This is a genomic window from Stenotrophomonas sp. HMSC10F06, assembly GCF_001807865.1.
GTDB lineage: Bacteria > Pseudomonadota > Gammaproteobacteria > Xanthomonadales > Xanthomonadaceae > Stenotrophomonas > Stenotrophomonas bentonitica_A.
This window is the reverse complement of the sequence record NZ_KV791259.1, coordinates 133,551-150,114: the sequence shown is the minus strand read 5'-3', so window position 1 is coordinate 150,114 and position 16,564 is coordinate 133,551. Positions and strand designations below refer to the sequence as shown.

General features: G+C 67.3%; 16 protein-coding genes. 10 read left to right on the top strand and 6 right to left on the bottom strand.

Going from position 1 to position 16,564, the window contains the following annotated elements:
* Nucleotides 1-17: 17 nt before the first annotated feature.
* Nucleotides 18-1,463, top strand: a complete 1,446-nt coding sequence (gene tldD, locus HMPREF3113_RS04300; protein WP_070470976.1) for a metalloprotease TldD — start codon at nucleotides 18-20, stop codon at nucleotides 1,461-1,463.
* 78 nt (nucleotides 1,464-1,541) lie between these two features.
* On the opposite strand, the gene yjgA is transcribed toward tldD, so the two are convergent.
* Entirely contained in the window at nucleotides 1,542-2,156 is a 615-nt protein-coding gene (gene yjgA / locus HMPREF3113_RS04295; RefSeq protein WP_019182614.1) for a ribosome biogenesis factor YjgA, read from the bottom strand.
* A 68-nt stretch (nucleotides 2,157-2,224) separates the two neighbouring features.
* Here yjgA and pmbA point away from each other — a divergent pair, with 68 nt between their 5' ends.
* Together pmbA and HMPREF3113_RS04285 are read left to right on the top strand one after the other, a co-directional pair.
* Complete coding sequence (gene pmbA / locus HMPREF3113_RS04290) at nucleotides 2,225-3,592, top strand: metalloprotease PmbA (RefSeq protein ID WP_046273264.1); 1,368 nt, start codon at nucleotides 2,225-2,227, stop codon at nucleotides 3,590-3,592.
* Between the two features lie 48 nt (nucleotides 3,593-3,640).
* Nucleotides 3,641-4,048: a DUF4870 domain-containing protein gene (locus HMPREF3113_RS04285; protein WP_254427757.1), complete on the top strand. Its 408-nt coding sequence runs from the start codon at nucleotides 3,641-3,643 to the stop codon at nucleotides 4,046-4,048.
* 102 nt (nucleotides 4,049-4,150) lie between these two features.
* Here HMPREF3113_RS04285 and HMPREF3113_RS04280 read toward each other — a convergent pair whose 3' ends face one another.
* The 5 genes from HMPREF3113_RS04280 to HMPREF3113_RS04260 form a co-directional block, all read right to left on the bottom strand.
* Nucleotides 4,151-5,029: a polyprenyl synthetase family protein gene (locus tag HMPREF3113_RS04280; RefSeq protein ID WP_070470974.1), complete on the bottom strand. Its 879-nt coding sequence runs from the start codon at nucleotides 5,027-5,029 to the stop codon at nucleotides 4,151-4,153.
* Nucleotides 5,019-5,279, bottom strand: coding sequence for an exodeoxyribonuclease VII small subunit (locus tag HMPREF3113_RS04275; RefSeq protein ID WP_019182618.1), 261 nt, complete (start codon nucleotides 5,277-5,279; stop codon nucleotides 5,019-5,021). The genes HMPREF3113_RS04280 and HMPREF3113_RS04275 overlap by 11 nt, the downstream gene beginning before the upstream one ends.
* 36 nt (nucleotides 5,280-5,315) lie before the next feature.
* Nucleotides 5,316-6,605 carry a tRNA lysidine(34) synthetase TilS gene (gene tilS / locus HMPREF3113_RS04270; protein WP_046273262.1) on the bottom strand — a complete coding sequence of 430 codons (1,290 nt, stop codon included), beginning with the start codon at nucleotides 6,603-6,605 and terminating at the stop codon, nucleotides 5,316-5,318.
* Nucleotides 6,606-6,669: 64 nt separating this feature from the next.
* The gene (locus tag HMPREF3113_RS04265) at nucleotides 6,670-7,242 is read right to left on the bottom strand and encodes a hypothetical protein (protein WP_070470972.1); all 573 of its coding nucleotides are present in this window, start codon (nucleotides 7,240-7,242) and stop codon (nucleotides 6,670-6,672) included.
* Nucleotides 7,242-8,954, bottom strand: a complete 1,713-nt coding sequence (locus tag HMPREF3113_RS04260) for an alkaline phosphatase (RefSeq protein ID WP_070470970.1) — start codon at nucleotides 8,952-8,954, stop codon at nucleotides 7,242-7,244. Before HMPREF3113_RS04260 ends, HMPREF3113_RS04265 begins: the two co-directional genes overlap by 1 nt.
* A 149-nt stretch (nucleotides 8,955-9,103) precedes the next feature.
* On the opposite strand from HMPREF3113_RS04260, the gene HMPREF3113_RS04255 reads away from it, so the two are divergent.
* The 7 genes from HMPREF3113_RS04255 to HMPREF3113_RS04225 all read left to right on the top strand — a co-directional run bounded on the left by HMPREF3113_RS04255 (nucleotide 9,104) and on the right by HMPREF3113_RS04225 (nucleotide 16,537).
* Complete coding sequence (locus HMPREF3113_RS04255) at nucleotides 9,104-10,432, top strand: dicarboxylate/amino acid:cation symporter (RefSeq protein WP_070470968.1); 1,329 nt, start codon at nucleotides 9,104-9,106, stop codon at nucleotides 10,430-10,432.
* A 431-nt stretch (nucleotides 10,433-10,863) separates the two neighbouring features.
* Nucleotides 10,864-11,394 carry a hypothetical protein gene (locus tag HMPREF3113_RS04250; protein ID WP_070425617.1) on the top strand — a complete coding sequence of 177 codons (531 nt, stop codon included), beginning with the start codon at nucleotides 10,864-10,866 and terminating at the stop codon, nucleotides 11,392-11,394.
* Nucleotides 11,391-12,029 carry a hypothetical protein gene (locus HMPREF3113_RS04245; protein WP_046273258.1) on the top strand — a complete coding sequence of 213 codons (639 nt, stop codon included), beginning with the start codon at nucleotides 11,391-11,393 and terminating at the stop codon, nucleotides 12,027-12,029. Before HMPREF3113_RS04250 ends, HMPREF3113_RS04245 begins: the two co-directional genes overlap by 4 nt.
* A gap of 56 nt (nucleotides 12,030-12,085) precedes the next feature.
* Nucleotides 12,086-13,552, top strand: a complete 1,467-nt coding sequence (locus HMPREF3113_RS04240; RefSeq protein ID WP_254427756.1) for an adhesin — start codon at nucleotides 12,086-12,088, stop codon at nucleotides 13,550-13,552.
* Between the two features lie 159 nt (nucleotides 13,553-13,711).
* A complete protein-coding gene (locus HMPREF3113_RS04235; protein WP_070471074.1) occupies nucleotides 13,712-14,398 on the top strand; it encodes a C39 family peptidase in 687 nt (228 codons plus the stop codon).
* A gap of 9 nt (nucleotides 14,399-14,407) precedes the next feature.
* Complete coding sequence (locus HMPREF3113_RS04230; protein WP_019182627.1) at nucleotides 14,408-15,172, top strand: hypothetical protein; 765 nt, start codon at nucleotides 14,408-14,410, stop codon at nucleotides 15,170-15,172.
* Nucleotides 15,173-15,220: 48 nt separating this feature from the next.
* Nucleotides 15,221-16,537: a hypothetical protein gene (locus HMPREF3113_RS04225; protein WP_019182628.1), complete on the top strand. Its 1,317-nt coding sequence runs from the start codon at nucleotides 15,221-15,223 to the stop codon at nucleotides 16,535-16,537.
* Nucleotides 16,538-16,564 lie beyond the last annotated feature (27 nt).

Below are 16,564 nucleotides of genomic sequence, written 5' to 3'. Positions count from 1 at the left end.
CCCATAGATCAAAGAGCATGAACAACAACGCACTTTCGCTGGCCACCGACCGTCTGCTGCTGCCCGCCGGGCTGGATGCAGGCGGTCTGGAACGCACGTTCGGTACCCTGTTGGGGCCGGGCATCGATTTCGGGGATCTCTATTTCCAGCACGCGCGCCGCGAGAGCTGGAGCGTGGAGGATGGCATCGTCAAGGACGGTGCGCATTCGATCGAACAGGGCGTGGGCGTGCGCGCCATCGCCGGTGAAAAGACCGGTTTCGCCTATTCCGACGACATCCACAGCGATGCGCTGCTGGCCGCCGCCCAGTCGGCCCGCGCGATTTCCCGCGAGGGCGGGGCGCAGTCGGCCCGCTCGCTGGTGCGTGGCAGCGGCCGCGCGCTGTACCCGGCGCTGGACCCCATCGATGGCATGGGCAACGAGGCCAAGGTCGAGATGCTCAAACGCCTGGACCGCTACCTGCGCGCCGCCGACCCGCGCGTGCAGCAGGTGATGGTCAGCCTCTCCGGGGGTGTGGACACGGTGCTGATCGCACGCAGCGATGGCGTGCTTGCCGCCGACATCCGCCCGCTGGTGCGGTTGAACGTGCAGGTGATCGTCGAGCAGCACGGCCGTCGCGAATCCGGTTACTGCGGCGGCGGCGGCCGCTACAGCTATGAAGAGCTGTTCGCCGAGGGGCGCCCGGAGGGCTTCGCCCGCGAGGCGCTGCGCCAGGCACTGGTGAACCTGGAGGCGATCCCGGCCCCGGCCGGCGTGATGACCGTGGTGCTCGGCCCGGGCTGGCCCGGCGTGCTGCTGCACGAAGCGGTCGGCCACGGCCTGGAAGGCGACTTCAACCGCAAGGGCACCAGCGTCTACGCCGGCCGGATCGGCGAGCGCGTGGCCGCGCCGGGCGTGACCATCGTCGACGACGGCACCCTGGACGGGCGCCGCGGCTCGTTGAACATCGATGACGAAGGCCACCCGACCCAGTGCACCACGCTGATCGAAGACGGCATCCTGGTCGGCTACATGCAGGACTCGCTCAACGCGCGCCTGATGGGCGTGGCGCCGACCGGCAACGGCCGCCGTGAGTCGTTCGCGCACATGACCATGCCGCGCATGACCAACACCTACATGCGCGCCGGCCAGCACGATCCGGAAGAGATGATCCGCTCGGTCAAGCGTGGCCTGTACGCGGTCAACTTCGGTGGCGGCCAGGTCGACATCACCAGCGGCAAGTACGTGTTCTCGGCTACCGAGGCCTACCTGATCGAAGACGGAAAAATCACCGCGCCGGTGAAGGGCGCGACCCTGATCGGCAATGGCCCGGAAACCATGCAGAAAGTGCGCATGATCGGCAACGATCTGGCCCTGGACGAAGGCGTGGGCATCTGCGGCAAGGATGGCCAGAGCGTGCCGGTCGGCGTGGGCCAGCCGTCCCTGCTGATCGATGGCATCACCGTGGGCGGCACCCAGGCCTGAGCCGGGATGCGTGCCCTCGTGCTGCCCGACGACGCGGCCGCCAGCCTGGTGCTGGCGGTGCCGCGTGAGCGCCGAGGCTCAGTCCTCGGCGTTCTCGTCGCCGTCGGTATCGGTATCGACCGCGTCGTCCAGGTCATCGTCGGACGAGGCGTTCACGCCCTCCAGGCCGAGCGCGGCCGGCAGCAGCAGCGTACGCAGCACCTGGAAGATCTCCCGGTAGGCGCGCGGCGGCTTGTTCTTGGCCTTCTCGGCCTGGGCGTTGCGCACCAGCGTGCGCAGCTCCTGGCGGTCGGCATGCGGGTACTCGTCCAGCAGCGCACCCAGCGCCTTGTCGCCGTCCTTGAGCAGGCGCTCGCGCCAGTCTTCAACGCGGTGCATGGTGGCCACTTCACGGCGCGAGGTCTCGCTGTTGGCATCCAGCGCGTTGCGGATCGCATCCAGCACGGCGTCGTCTTCGCGGCGCATGTGCTTGGCCAGGAACGCCAGCTGGCGCTTGTGGGCGATATGAGCGGTGATGCGCTTGGCCTCGGCGATGTGCGGCAGCAGGTCTTCGGGCACCGGCAGGCGCGCCAGCTGGGCCGGGGTCAGCGAGACCAGCTTCTCGCCCAGGGCCAGCACGTCCAGCGCAGCCCGGCGGTTCTGGCTGCGGCTGATATCAAGGAATTCACCGGTTTCTTCGTCGCGTCCGCGCATCGTCTTATTTCCACATCCGTAAACTGTGCCGGCGTCGCGCCGGGCACTCACCTGTACAGGATAAAGCATTGAACGTGATCTCCCCTGAAGTCTCCCCGGCCGACGACAGCCTGCAGCGCCTGGAGCAGCTGGCCGACATCTCCCAGCGCCTGCTGGAGCGGGCCAAGGCCCTGGGCGCCACCCAGGCCGAGGTCAGCTGCAGCGATGAGCGCGGGCTGGATGTGAACGTGCGCCTGGGCGAGGTCGAAACGGTCGAGTCCACCCGTGACCGCGGCATCGCCGTGACCGTCTACTTCGGCCAGCGCAAGGGCAGTGCCAGCACCGCCGACCTGCGCGAGAGCAGCCTGGAGTCGACCGTGGCCCAGGCCTGCGCGATCGCCCGTCACACCGAGGACGACGAAGCCGCCGGGCTGGCCGAGGCGGCGCTCATGGCCCGCCAGTTCCCGGATCTGGACGGCTGGCACCCCTGGGAGCTCAGCGCCGATGCGGCGCTGGACCTGGCGCTGGCCTGCGAAGCGGCCGGCCGTGAGGCCGACACCCGCATCAGCAATTCCGACGGTGCCTCCGCCGCGACTGCGCAGAGCCTGTCGGTGTATGCCAACTCGCACGGCTTCATCGGCCGCGAGCGCAGCAGCCACCACTCGATCGGCTGCGCGCTGATCGCGGGCCAGGGCGATGGCATGCAGCGCGATGGCTGGTACAGCAGCGCCCTGGCCCGGGAAGACCTGGAGGATGCCGCCTCGATCGGCCGCCGCGCCGCCGAGCGCACCGTCGCCCGCCTGGAGCCGCGCTCGATGACCACCGCGCAGATGCCGGTGCTGTATTCGCCGGAGGTGGCCCGCTCGCTGATCGGGCATCTGCTCGGCGCCGTCTCCGGCGGGGCGCTGTACCGCCGCGCCAGCTTCCTGCTCGACAGCGTTGGCACCCGGCTGTTCCCGGCGTGGTTCGGCATTGAAGAACTGCCGCTGCTGCGCCGCGGGCTGCGTTCGGCCGCCTTCGACGGCGATGGCGTGGCCACGCGCAATTCGGCGCTGATCCGCGATGGCGTGCTGGAGCGTTACATCCTGGGCAGCTATTCGGCGCGCAAGCTGGGCCTGCCGACCACCGCCAACGCCGGTGGCGTGCACAACCTCAAAGTCACCGCCAACGCGGACGATCTGGTCTCGATCGCCCGGCAGATGGGCAATGGCCTGCTGGTCACCGAACTGATGGGGCAGGGCGTCAACAGCGTGACCGGTGATTACTCGCGCGGCGCCGGCGGGTTCCGCGTGGAGAACGGCGAGATCAGCTACCCGGTGGACGGCATCACCATCGCCGGCAACCTCAAAGAGATGTTCGCCAGCATCGAAGCGGTGGGTGCCGACATCGACACCCGCTCGCACGTGCACACCGGTTCGATCCTTGTAGGACGAATGACCGTTGCCGGTAACGATTGACGTATTCTATTGGGGCTGCCCTGGCAGGCGGGGAGCCTGCCGCGTGCAATGCCCATTACCTCGAACAAGGAGTTTCACGTGAGCGATTTCGACAACGTCACCACCCCGCCGCCGCCGGTGAGCGCCCCGGCACCGGCCGATCAGCGCACCATGGCGCTGGTGGCCCACCTGCTGGGCATCTTCACCTGGTTCCTCGGCCCGCTGATCATCTGGCTGATCAACAAGGACGACAGCAGCAAGCGCTTCGTCACCGACCAGGCCAAGGAAGCGCTGAACTTCCAGATCACCATCACCATCGCGATGCTGATCTGCATCGTGCTGACCATCGTCATCATCGGCGGCCTGCTGGCGCCGATCGTCGGCCTGCTCAACGTGATCTTCTGCATCATCGCAGCGGTCAAGGCCAACAACGGCGAAGCCTACCGTTATCCGTTCGCCCTGCGCCTGATCAAGTAATCGATCCGCAGCGCTGGAACGAAAAACGCCCGGGATTCCCGGGCGTTTTTCTGTGTCCTGGCGTTGTGCAACCACGCCATGCGTGGCTGCCGGCACGGTCGCTCAGTGATCCCGCTCGACCGCCAGCTTCGCCAGCGCACGCAGTGCATCTGCCGGCTCGCCATACCCGGCCAGGCCATCGAACATCTGCTCGCTCAGCGTGCGCAGATGCGCCTTCGCCCCGTCCATGCCGAGCAGTGCCGGGAAGGTCGACTTGGCCTGTGCCTCGTCCTTGCCGGCGGTCTTGCCGAGCTGTTCGGAACTGGCTTCGACATCGAGGATGTCATCGCGCACCTGGAACGCCAGGCCGAGCGCCGAGGCGACCGTATCCAGCGTTGCCAGATCGGCGGCGGGTGCCTGGCCACACAGCGCGCCCATGCGCACCGCCGCGCGGATCAGTGCGCCGGTCTTGAGCGCGTGCATGCGCTCAAGAGCCTGCAGCGGCTGTTGATGACCGGTGGCGTCGATATCCAGCGCCTGGCCGCCACACATGCCGGCGGCACCGGAGGCGTGGGCCAGCGTCTGCAGGCAGGCCACGCGCAGTGACGCGGGCAGCGGCGCATCGGCGATCAGGCCGAACGCGCGCGTCTGCAGGGCATCACCGGCGAGGATCGCGGTGGCTTCATCAAAGGCGATGTGCGTGGTCGGGCGGCCGCGACGCAGGGCGTCATCGTCCATTGCCGGCAGATCGTCATGCACCAGCGAATACGCGTGGATCAGCTCCACCGCCATCGCCGGGGCGTCCAGCGCGTTCTCGTCGGCGCCGAAAATCCGGCCGCCGGCATACACCAGCAGCGGGCGCATGCGCTTGCCGCCCCCGAGCACCGCATAGCGCATCGCCTGGTGCAGTCCACGCGGGGCATCGGACGGGGAGGGCAGGCTGGCGTCGAGCTGGCTTTCGATCCGGTCGCGCCAACGCGCGAACGTGGCCTCAACCGTCATGGCTGGGCGGGTCGAATGGCACCGCGGTGTCGGGCTGGGCCGGATCGCTGAGCAGGCGCACGCGCAGTTCGGCCTGTTCCAGCGCCTGCTGGCACTGGCGGTACAGGCCGACGCCACGTTCGTAGGCGCTGAGCGATTGCTCCAGGCTCATTTCGCCGGTTTCCATCTTCTCCACCAGCTGCTCCAGCTCTTCCAGCGACTGCTCGAAGTGGGCGACCGGGGAGGTTTCATTGGGGGACTTCTTTGCCATGTGCCAAGTGTGGGCTGCTGGCCGGGCGGGGTCAATTCAGGCCGCGCCGGGTGTCCACTGCAACTGCGCGTGATGGGCCAGCAGCCATGGTTGCAGGGCGGCACCGATGACCCGGTCACCGGCGGCCAGCAATGTGTCCTCGTCGAACAGCAGCGGCAACTGGCGGCGCTGCCACGGCGGCAGGCCCTGCTGCTGCAGCAGGTCTTTGAGCGCATGGGAATGCGTGCGCCCGGGCAGCTGGATGCGCTCGCCGCCGCGGCGTGCGCGGATCTGCACCGGGCTATCGAAACCGGCGTCCGTGCCAAGCAGGCGCAGCTCGCCACCGTCTGGCAATGCCAGCGGCGCGCGGCCATCCCAGTGCACGCTCCAGTCGGCCGGCAAGGCCAGGCTGGCCGAGAGCAGGTGCAGTTGCCCGCGCCAGCGGCGGATGCGTGCCCCCTGCCAGGCGAACTGCGCATCGGCGTGGTGGGCAGCCGGGAGCAGCTCGCGTTCGACCGCCTCCACGCCCGCTGCCGGCAGCGGCGGCAGGCCACTGCCGCGCACCCAGTGCCGCAGCAACCGGGCGCGGCGCTCGAGCGGCTGGCGCAGCAGCCGCGCGCAGTCGATCACACCGGGGCCGACGCTGCAGCGTTCCAATGCGTCGCGGTCGGCACTGTCGAGCAGGTGCTGGGACTGCGCGCACAAGGCGGCACTCCGGGCGAATGCCGCATCGGCCTGCGGCCAGCGCTGGCGCAGTTGCGGCAGCACGTGCAGCCGCAGGAAGTTGCGATCGGCGTCATCGCTGGCATTGCTGGGATCTTCGATCCACTCCAGCCCCTCGGCCTGCGCATGTGCGCGCAACGCACTGCGCGGAACCTCCAGCAAGGGCCGCCACACGGTGCCGGCGCCAAACGCGCTGGTGACCTGCATGGAGGCCAACCCATCCACGCCGGAGCCGCGCAGCGCACGCATCAGGAAGGTCTCGGCCTGGTCATCGCGGTGATGGGCCAGGGCCAGGTGTTCACCAGGCAGCAGCTGCGAAGCGAACGCCTCACGGCGCGCATGCCGCGCGGCGGCTTCCAGGCCTTGTCCCTGGTGACGCGGCACCTGCACGCGGATCACCCGCAGCGGGATGTTCCAGCGCGCACAGAGCTGCGTGCAGTGCACGGTCCAGGCGTCAGCCTGTTCCTGCAGGCCGTGATGGATATGCACGGCGCGCAGGCCGGCCGTCCGCTGTGCCGGCGAGGTGGCCAGCCAGTGCAGCAGGACGGTGGAATCGAGCCCACCGCTGAAGCCGACCAGCACAGGGTGGACGACAGAGGGCGGTGGCGGCAGCAGGGAGGTCATGGGAAGTGCGATCTCAGGCAGACCGGCAGTATCGGTGCTGCGTGGCGACGTTGCCACGCGGGAATCACGGTGTGCCGGCATCCATCGCCGGGCGCCCCTGCCGATCGATGCGATACCAGGTGCCGCCAACCATCGCGATGTGGCCGTGGTCGTCCGGCGTGCCCGGACGGCAGCCTTCGCAGACGCGGGCCACCCCGTCATCGAAGGCCCAGCCAAAATCGAACGTGCCCGGAAAGGCTTGGCGCAACTGGGTATCGAAGTAACCGATGCGCTGCCCGACACGCCCACGGACCAACCCCTCCACAACGTAGTCCGGGCCGTTGTCGAAGGTGATCACCGGCAACTGACGACCATCGGCACGGACGTAGTGGAATCCACCGCCGGCGTAGACCGCTGCCAGCCCGTCCTGATCGTAGGACAGCGACGCCAGGGACGCCGCGTCGAGTTCCAGATGCCCATCGAGCCACTGGCAACCGGGCAGCGGCTGCAGCCCATCTTCCTGGGTCAGGGCGGTGCAGCCGGTGCCGGTGTCGGTGCCGGCGGCCAAGGCCAGCGGCGATGCGAACAGACCGGCCACCAGCAGCAGGGGCCGCGCGAGGCGGCCCCTGTTTGCTGCATTGCGAAGCAGTCGATGCATTACTTGCTGTCGCCCGCTTGGCGCTCGAACGCGGTCGGCTTGGGCAGCTCGACCGGCACGCCCTTGGCATCGCAGGTGCCGGCTTCGCACAGGCGCTGGCGCAGGCGCGGGGTGGCCTGCACGATCATGTGGTAGATCGCGTTCTGCTCCATCGTGCCGCGGACCGCCTTGCTGCCCGGGCCACGTGCCCAGATGCCGACGTCTTCGCCGCCATGCGATTCGCTCTTGGCCGGGACCAGCGCTTCCTGCATGTAATCGGGATGCTCGGTATCCACCGCGGTCAGGTCCGGCCGACCCGTGGTCGGATCGAAGCTGCTCGGGTTGTGCGGGTAGCGCTTCGGGCCGACCGGCTGCTGGTTGGTGGCACCGGTGTAGCCCGGGCCGTTGGCGTAGGTCAGCGTGGTGTAGGGCAGGCCGAGGCCATCGCGGGCCAGGTCCAGCTTGCCGGCACCGTCTTCGCCCCCCTTGTCCTTGACTTTGCCCAGGATCGGGTTGCCACGGGCCGGGTAACCAACGAAGTTCAGCGTGTGGGAGTGATCGGCGGTGACGATGATCAACGTGTCCTGGTCGGAGGTGGCCTCGACCGCGGCGCGCACCGCATCGGACAGCGCCACCGTATCGGTCAGCGCCCGGTAAGCGTTGCCGCTGTGGTTGGCGTGATCGATGCGCGCGCCCTCGATCATCAGCACATAGCCTTCCTGATGGCGCGACAGATTGGCGATCGCCGCCTTGGTCAGCTCGGCCAGGCTCGGCTCACCGGCCGGGTCGTCCTTGCGCTCGGCTTCGTAGCGCATGTGGTCCGGCTCGAACAGGCCCAGGATGGCCGGCGCATTGGCCGCCGCCTGCAGCTGCCTGGCGTTCCATACGTACGCGCCCTGCGGGTGCGCCTGCTGCCATTCGGTCACCAGGCTGCGCCCGTCCAGGCGCTGGCCGACCTTGTCGTCGTACTCCGGATCGCGTTCTTCGACCGTGGTGAATTCACCGCGGCCGCCGCCGAGGGCGACCAGCGGGCCGCGCCCGAAGCGCGAGGTCGACAACAGCTGCTGGGCGATATCGCGGCAGCCGGCGGCCTTGGCCTCGTCCGGCACGTCGGTGTCGTTCTCCCAGTTGCGCTCCGGCGAGTGCGCGTAGGTCGCTGCCGGGGTGGCATGGGTCAGGCGGGCGGTGGAGACCACGCCGGTCGCCATGCCGGCACTGTCGGCCAGCTGCAGCCAGGTCAGCAGCCCCTTGTCGAGGCTGTCGGCGCAGTCATTGCGGGTGCCCGCGCTGACGCCGATCGCGCCCATGTGGGTCTTCACGCCGGTGGTGATCGCGGTCATGGTGCCGGCCGAATCCGGCGTCTGCGAATCGGTGTTGTAGGTCTTGCTGAACGCGGTGGCCGGGAAGCGCTCCCAGGACAACAGGTTCTCCTCGCCCGGATGCCCGTTGCGCTGCCCCTCGAAGATGCGCGCCGCGGCCACCGTGGTCAGGCTCATGCCGTCACCCAGGAACAGGATGACGTTCTTGGCCTTGCCGTCCATCGCACCGGTGCTGGCCGCGCGCGCCGCACCGCTGCGGTACCACCACTGCGGGGTCTCCCCGGCGGGGTGGGCAATGGCCGGCACATCGACCTGGACCGCGCCGGCAGAGGCGCTGGAGGAGGGAGCGGTAGTGGCGCAGGCGCCAAGCAGCAGGGTGGTGACGGCAGCCACCAGAGGCGTGAAACGGGACATGGATGAATGCATCTCACATGTGAAACGGGCGTTCATTATGCAGAACGCCGCAAGGCACGCCGATGACACGCTGATTTTCCGTGTACGCCTCGTGCCACGGCCCCGCTTGGGCTAAGGTGCCTAGCTGTCAAATCATCTCTGGAACGCACATGAAGCTGGTCTCTGCCTGGCTGCGGATCCCCTTCTGGCAACGGGTCCTCGGCGGCTTCGTGCTGGGCGCACTGGCCGGCTGGCTGCTCGGCCCGGCGGCCGAAACCTGGTTCGGCCCGCTCGGCGATCTCTACGTCACCCTGATCAAGATGATCGCGGTGCCGCTGGTGTTCTTCGCCGTGATCAACGCCATTTCCTCGCTGCACGGGCAGAAGTCCGTGGCAGCCTTGGGCGGGCGCACCTTCCTGTGGTTCATCATCACCGCTGCCCTGGCCGTGTGCGTGGGCCTGGGCGTTGGCACCCTCATGCAGCCGGGCAGCGGCGCGCTCAGCCTGAGCATGGACCACGGCTACACCCCGCGCGAAGTACCCAGCGTGATCAAGGTGCTGATGGATGTCGTGCCCTCCAACGTCTTCTACGCGTTGACCGGCATCGGCACCCGCATCAATGGCGCCGGTGAAACCGTGCTGGCCGCGGGCCGCGGCTCGATCCTCCCGGTGATCTTCTTCGCCGGCCTGCTCGGCTTTGCCATGGTCAAGCTCGGCGACAAGGTCAGCGAGGCACGCAAGCTGACCGGGCAGATGAGCGAGATCATGATCCAGGTGACCCGCTTCGTGCTGGAGATCACCCCGCTGGGCACCTTCGGCCTGATCGCCGGCCTGGTCGGCAGCTACGGCTTTGAGAAACTGCTGCCGCTCGGCAACTTCGTGCTCGCCCTGTACATCGCCTGCGCCCTGCACATCGTCGTGGTCTACGGCAGCCTGCTGCTCATGCACGGCCTGAACCCGCTCAAGTTCTTCCGCGGCGCCGCCCCCGGCATGCAGGTCGCCTTCGTCAGCTCTTCCAGCTTCGCCGCCATGCCGGCCGCGATGCGCTCGATCACCCACAACCTCGGCGTCAACAAGGACTACGCCTCCTTCGCCGTCCCCCTCGGCGCCAGCATCAAGATGGACGGCTGCGGGGCGATCTATCCGGCCCTGTGCGCCGTCTTCATCGCCCAGTACACCGGCGTGCCGCTCACCCCCGAGCAGTACATTGTGGTCCTGATCGCCTCGGTCCTGGGCAGCTTCGGCACCGCCGGCGTCCCCGGCACCGCCGTCGTGATGGCCACCGTCGTCCTCAGCGCCGCCAATCTCCCGCTGGAAACCATCGGCTACCTCTACGCCATCGACCGCATCCTCGACATGATGCGCACCATGACCAACGTCACCGGCCAGATGCTGGTCCCGGTCATCGTCGCCAAGGAAACCGGCCTGCTCGACCGCGAGATCTACGACAACCCATCCACCAACCTCGGCGTGGATGAAGGCGAAGAACGAACGTCCTGATGCAGGCACGGACGCAGCACCCAAAGACCGGCGAGAGCCGGTCTTTTTTTGCTTGTGTGCAACTGCTTTCGCATCGTCGCTTCTTCCTGCCAAACAGGCAGATGTCTGGCGGGCTGGCGAGGCTTGGCATCGCCGGCCCTCACGACAAAGCGACTGGCTGAGGCTTTACAAGCAAACCCGGGGCGAGCCTGAATCCGCACCGTAACCCCCTGTATCACCCGGTGTAACACCCGTGATACACCCGCACCCCGCTTGACTCTCAGCGCAACGCCGTCCATCGCCAAACCTATTCATACGCACAAACGCTAACGCCGCTGTAACAGCAATGTTGCGTGCGATTAACCCGCGCCGCAGGAAAACCCCGGAAACACGGCCATTGGGAACTTGGCACGAATGCTGCTCCACCCCTCCGCATGTCATCGGAGGTCGCCATGGACAGCGTTGCCGCACACCGCACACGACACATCACCCTGTGGCTGCTCGCCGCCGCACTCGCCGTGCCGGCCGCCGCCAACGCCTCCGGCGCACGCCAGGGCGTCAAGGCCCAGCCCGGCGAAATCGTCCTCCTGCGTGACGTCTCCGCACGACCGGCCTATCGCCCCGCACCTCCGGGCATGGCCCTCATCGCAGACCCCTCGCCGCGCCGCGAAATCGGCCACGCCCTCGGCACCTCCACCGGCATGGATGAACTCAGCGACGACGATTACGCCTCGCTGGGCTCCAACACCGGTGCCGGCATTCCGCGCAACGCCACCACCATCGAGCGCGTCACCGGGCATACCGTCAACGGCACGCTCGGCAAGGTCACCGACAGCGGCATGCTGTCCAGCGGCCAGTTCAGCAACACCATCGGCGGCCCCATGGGCGCGGTCGGCAACGCGACCCGCGGCATAGGCGACCAGGTGCGCGGCGCGCTCGCCCAGTTCCCGCTCGGCCAGCCTGCGGGCGGGCCCGGCAAATGAACACCGTCCTGCGCACCGCACTGCTCACGGGCCTGATGCTCGCGCCGTTGGCCGCGCATGCCCAGCAGGGCAACGACTACGCCGCGATGCTGTCCTATCTCAACCAGAGCCGCATCGACGGCCGCACCCTGGCCGGCGCCGATGGCGCCATGACCGTCAACATGGCCGCCGGTGATCTCAATCAGCAGGCCAACCTGATGGGCATCGCCAACGGCCGCAACGCCCACATCAACGTCGATGCGCGCCAGCAGCAGTCCAACAACCTCAGCATCAGCGACACCGCCATGGACGCCAGCGCCACGATCGGCGGCCAGGCACTGAACGGCGCCAGCGGCGTCGCATCGATCAACCAGGCCAGCGGTAATGGCAACGCGACGCTCAACGTCGTCACCGCCACGCTGGCGCAACAGGGCATACGCGAAACGAACGACGAGGCCTTGGCCGCGTCGGGCGCGCTCGCGTCAGCAGGGGGGCAGGGGGCCGTCAACAGCGGTCGGTCGGCCGGAACTCGCAGGGTGGCGGTCGAAGCCTCCGCACTGCAGGGATTCGACGGCGTCCTGCAACTCAATCAGATCGCGGGATCCGGCAACGCCACCGCAAACCAACTGAGCATTTCGGTGCAGTCCACCCCGTGAGTAGTCACATCCACCCGATTGTCTGTGATGAGAGAGAGGGCACCATGAACACCAACATGAAACGGACCGTACTGGCCATCGCCGTCGCCGCTGCATCCGCCTCCGCCGGCGCCAATGGCTGGGGCAATGACCGCGACAACCAGAACCAGAGCGCCAACATCAACCACCTGCACAACGTGGCTGAAACGCGCACCAATACCAATACCGATACCAACACCGAAACCAATACCACCACCAACACCGATACCGATTCGCGCACCTGGAACCGGACCTGGAACAACACCCGCAACAACAACAGCACCACCAACACCACCATCAACGACAACGTGACGAGCAACACCAACGTCACCAGCAACCGCGACGTGACCAGCAACCGCAACGTCACCGAGAACGTCAACAAGACCAGCAACATCCAGGCCGACGAACGCCAGGAAAAGAACAATCACGGCGTCGACGTCAACATCGAAAAGGACCTGCGCCTGAGCTCGGACATCAGCTTCTCGGGTGATCCGGAAATCACCGGTTCGATCGACATCGATTCGGCCGCCATCGCCGTCATCGACAACCGCCAGTCGGTCACCAACAATCTGGCCGGCAACACCCTGGTGACCAACAGCGCCTCGATCGCCGACGACGTCGGTGCCGATGCCTCGGGCAACCTGGGCTTCAACGTCGCCGCCGGTGACAACAACGCCCAGGACAATGCGGCGTCGCTGTCCGCCGCCGATGCCTCCTTCAGCTTCGGCATGGCCGATGCGGAAGTCTTCGTCAACCAGTTCGGCGGTGGCAACACCACGATCAACTCCGGCGTGACCAACGCTGCGGGCCTGGGTGGCAATGCCTTCAGCGGTGCGTCGGGCAACATCGGCGCCAACGTCGCTTCCGGCAACAACAACGAGCAGAAGAACGCGCTCGCCGCATCGGTCGCCACCAGCGCCTATGCGACCTCGAGCATCAGCTCCAACCAGGTGTCCTCCGGCAACACCGTCAGCAACGCCGGCTACCTGCAGTCGATGACCGACACCGTGGACGTGAACCTGAGCGGTCGCGTCGCCGGCGCCACGTTGGCAGTGGGTGCGGGTCGTTACAGCGGCACGGGTAGTGCCTACCAGAAAGACAACTACTACCTGGACAGCTGGAGCGGCGCGCTGGATCACCCGAGCGGCAGCGCGAACGGCCACATCGATCTGGATAGCGATATCCAGAATGCCACCGCCAACCCGAATCGTCCGGGCGTGGGCGGCATTGCCTTCGATACCGATGAGCGCGGCACCAGCCAGTTCGTCGAACTGGGCGTGGCCGATCTCTACGCGAGCCTGAGCGGCACCGTCTCCACCACCCGCTGGGTGAACGTGGATGCGACCAACACCGCGGCGTTGTCCGGCAGTGCGTTCTCCGGCGCCTCCGGCAACATCGGGGTGAACGTGGCCTCCGGTACCGGCAACCTGCAGGCCAACAGCCTGGCTCTGGCGGTTGCGCAGCCCTCCACCGGCGGCGGTGGCGGCGGCGGTCCGGAACAGTAAGAAGGTTGTCCGTTTTCGCAGGCAGTACGCGTTGAGCGCAACAAACCCGGTCATCCGCCAATGACCGGGCTCCCCGGGAGCCCCTGTCCCTTCTCCCCCTTGGGGCAGGGGCTCCTTCCTGAGCCGGAGTAGACGATGTCCACACGTATGCGCACCTGGATGCTGGCCTGGGCACTGTCGATGCTGATGATGCCCATCGGGCTGGTGCGGGCCGGCGACATCGGCTTCAGCGGGGTGCTGCCCAACGGGGCGGTGCTCACCCAGCGCGTGGAGAGCATGCAGGAACGGCGCTTCCGCAACGTGGTAAGGCAACACACCGATTACAGCTGTGGCGCGGCAGCCCTTGCCACGATCCTGCGCTACGCCTACCACCTGGAGGCGGATGAGGGCACGGTGATCGAAGGGATGATGGGGGTCTCGGATCCACAACTGGTCCACCAGCGCGGTTTCTCGCTGCTGGACATCAAGCGTTACGTCGAATCGATGGGCATGCGTGGGCGCGGCTACCGCGTCAATGAAGAGCGCCTGCGCTCACTGCGCGTGCCCGGGCTGGTGCTGATGGATGTGCGGGGCTTCCGCCACTTCGTGGTCCTCAAACAGGTCCGTGGCGATCTGGTGGATGTGGCCGACCCGATTCTGGGCAACCGCAGCATTCCCGTCAGCGAATTTCTCCAGGCGTGGCCGTCGCGCGCCGTGTTTGTCGTGATCGGCAGTGACTTCGATCGCAACACGGTGCTGCTGCAGCCCGGTGAACGGCCGAGTGCCCGTTCGCTGTACGCCAGGCAGGGACCGATCACCGACGCGGAACTGGTCGATTTCGGATTCACCCATGCCGATCTGTTTTAAGGAGGCAACATGAACATCGCAACCTGGACGCCCGGCATCGTGCTGCTTGCCCTGCTGGGCATCGCACCGGCACATGCCGATGACAGCCGGCCCGGCAAGGGATTGAGCGAAATCCCCGATCCGGAGTTGAACCTCATGCGTGGCCGCTACACCGTTGGTGGCAACACCGTGGCGTGGTTCGGGGTCACCATGGTCTCGCAATGGCAGACCGCCGGTGGGCAGTCGGCACAGAGCGCGCTGAAGCTGGGCATGGACTTCAGCCACGGCGGCAACGCGCCGAAGATCAGCTTCGCGCCCAGCGTGAGTGTCACCGCCGCGGATGCGCCACTGCCCGTGACACCCGGGCGCAGCGTGGACGCCAGCGGCCTGCAGAACGTGGCCGGCCTGAGCCAGAGCATCCAGGTCGCCGGTGACGGCAACCTGGCCAGCAACGCCACCCAGCTGACCGTGCGCGATGGCACCGCGCCAACGCCCACCGGCGAAGGCGTGAACCTGGCCAGCGTGCACCAGGGCGGGGTCAGTGCGCTGGCTCAACTGGAAGGCAACACGGCCAAGGTGCAGTTGCAGATCGAGGGTGTCGGCGCGGTCCAGCAATGGATCCGCAACGGCAGCGTCGGGCAGAGCATCGCGCTGGGCAGTGATGGGCAATCGGTCACCAACCGGCTGCAGATCGACCTTGTCAGGCAGTCAATGGCCAACAACGTGCCGCTCAACCAGAACGTGGCGCAGGCGATGACGCTGGTACGCGGGGTAGGCATGGGGCCGGGCCAGTGATCCATCGGCACGGCAGGGGGAGCGTCAACACAACAGTGGGCCAAGGCAATGCACACGATGATCCGCGCAACACCGCTGGCGCTGGCGGCGCTGGCACTGATGGCGGCTGCGTCCGCCCAGGCACAGGCGCAACAGCCTGCGCCGGTTGACGAGGCAGACGTCAAGGCACTGATGGCGCAGCTGGAAAGCCTCAAGGCCAACTACGCGCAGGAAGTACGTCGCCTGCGCGAGCTGGACATGCAGGTGCAGGCCATGCAGGCACGGCTGACCGGCAAGACCGCGCCGGTGGCCTCCAGCGCGCCTCCCCCGCAGCAGGCCCTGCCGGCGGGCACCCCGGCCGCACCGGCCAGTGCCGATGGCTATGCCAGCTCGGCGGCCGAAGCGCAGCAGGCCAAGCAGGAGTCGCGGCGCAGCGTGGATGATGTCAAACAGCAGCAGGCCGCACTCTTCAGCCGCCGCTTCACGATTGAAAACAGCCTTTCCTACGCCCGCTACGACCGCAAGCAGCTCAGCCTCAACGGCTTCCTGGCGCTGGATGCGATCTTCCTCGGCAACATCGCCATCGAGAACGTGGAGTCGGACACGCTGACCTACAACCTGGCCGCGCGCTGGGGCATCAGCCCGCGCCTGACCTTGAACCTGGACGTGCCGTACCTGGCGCGCAAGACGGTGTTCCAGAAGGGCGGTGCCGGTGGCTCGGCCGCGGCCATCGCGCAGGAAGAGACGACGGGCAACGGCATCGGCGACGTTGGCCTGAGCGCCAACTACCGGCTGTTCGCCGAACGCGGGCGGCTGCCCGAAACCGTGCTCACCGTGGGCGCGACCGCGCCGACCGGGCGGGCGCCGTACGGGCTGGACTGGAAGGTGCTCGAGCGCGATGACGATGACTTCATCCGCTTTGCCGTGCCCGAGCAGCAACCGACCGGCAACGGCGTGTGGCAGGCCAACGTCGGCCTGTCGGCCGTGAAGACCGCCGACCCGGCGATCCTGTTCGCCAATATCGGTTACATCCATTCCTTCCCGCGCAGCTTCGATGACATTGATGCCAACCCGGACACCACCAACCCGGGCGACGTAAAGCTTGGAGGCTCCTATTACTTCGGCGCCGGCGTGGCGTTCGCGTTCAATGAGCGCACCAGCCTGAGCATCTCCTTCAGTGACAAGCTGAGCGCGCGTGCCTCCACGCGCTACAAGAACGGGCAGTGGTTGAAGGTGATCGGCAGCGACGCCAATGCAGGCACGCTCAACCTGGGCATCACCTATGCGCTCAACCAGAAAACGACCCTGGTCAGCCTGCTGGGTATCGGCCTGACCCCGGATGCACCGGACTTCACCCTGGCCTTCAAAGTGCCGTACAGCCTGTGAGCGCGCCCGCTCACACGCTGCGCCCTG

Coding starts and splice junctions, on each gene's coding strand:
- tldD (WP_070470976.1), top strand. CDS start 18: ATGAACAACAACGCACTTTCGCTGGCCACCGACCGTCTGCTGCTGCCC.
- yjgA (WP_019182614.1), bottom strand. CDS start 2,156: ATGCGCGGACGCGACGAAGAAACCGGTGAATTCCTTGATATCAGCCGC.
- HMPREF3113_RS04285 (WP_254427757.1), top strand. CDS start 3,641: ATGCCCATTACCTCGAACAAGGAGTTTCACGTGAGCGATTTCGACAAC.
- HMPREF3113_RS04280 (WP_070470974.1), bottom strand. CDS start 5,029: ATGACGGTTGAGGCCACGTTCGCGCGTTGGCGCGACCGGATCGAAAGC.
- HMPREF3113_RS04275 (WP_019182618.1), bottom strand. CDS start 5,279: ATGGCAAAGAAGTCCCCCAATGAAACCTCCCCGGTCGCCCACTTCGAG.
- tilS (WP_046273262.1), bottom strand. CDS start 6,605: ATGACCTCCCTGCTGCCGCCACCGCCCTCTGTCGTCCACCCTGTGCTG.
- HMPREF3113_RS04265 (WP_070470972.1), bottom strand. CDS start 7,242: ATGCATCGACTGCTTCGCAATGCAGCAAACAGGGGCCGCCTCGCGCGG.
- HMPREF3113_RS04260 (WP_070470970.1), bottom strand. CDS start 8,954: ATGTCCCGTTTCACGCCTCTGGTGGCTGCCGTCACCACCCTGCTGCTT.
- HMPREF3113_RS04255 (WP_070470968.1), top strand. CDS start 9,104: ATGAAGCTGGTCTCTGCCTGGCTGCGGATCCCCTTCTGGCAACGGGTC.
- HMPREF3113_RS04250 (WP_070425617.1), top strand. CDS start 10,864: ATGGACAGCGTTGCCGCACACCGCACACGACACATCACCCTGTGGCTG.
- HMPREF3113_RS04245 (WP_046273258.1), top strand. CDS start 11,391: ATGAACACCGTCCTGCGCACCGCACTGCTCACGGGCCTGATGCTCGCG.
- HMPREF3113_RS04240 (WP_254427756.1), top strand. CDS start 12,086: ATGAAACGGACCGTACTGGCCATCGCCGTCGCCGCTGCATCCGCCTCC.
- HMPREF3113_RS04235 (WP_070471074.1), top strand. CDS start 13,712: ATGCTGGCCTGGGCACTGTCGATGCTGATGATGCCCATCGGGCTGGTG.
- HMPREF3113_RS04230 (WP_019182627.1), top strand. CDS start 14,408: ATGAACATCGCAACCTGGACGCCCGGCATCGTGCTGCTTGCCCTGCTG.
- HMPREF3113_RS04225 (WP_019182628.1), top strand. CDS start 15,221: ATGCACACGATGATCCGCGCAACACCGCTGGCGCTGGCGGCGCTGGCA.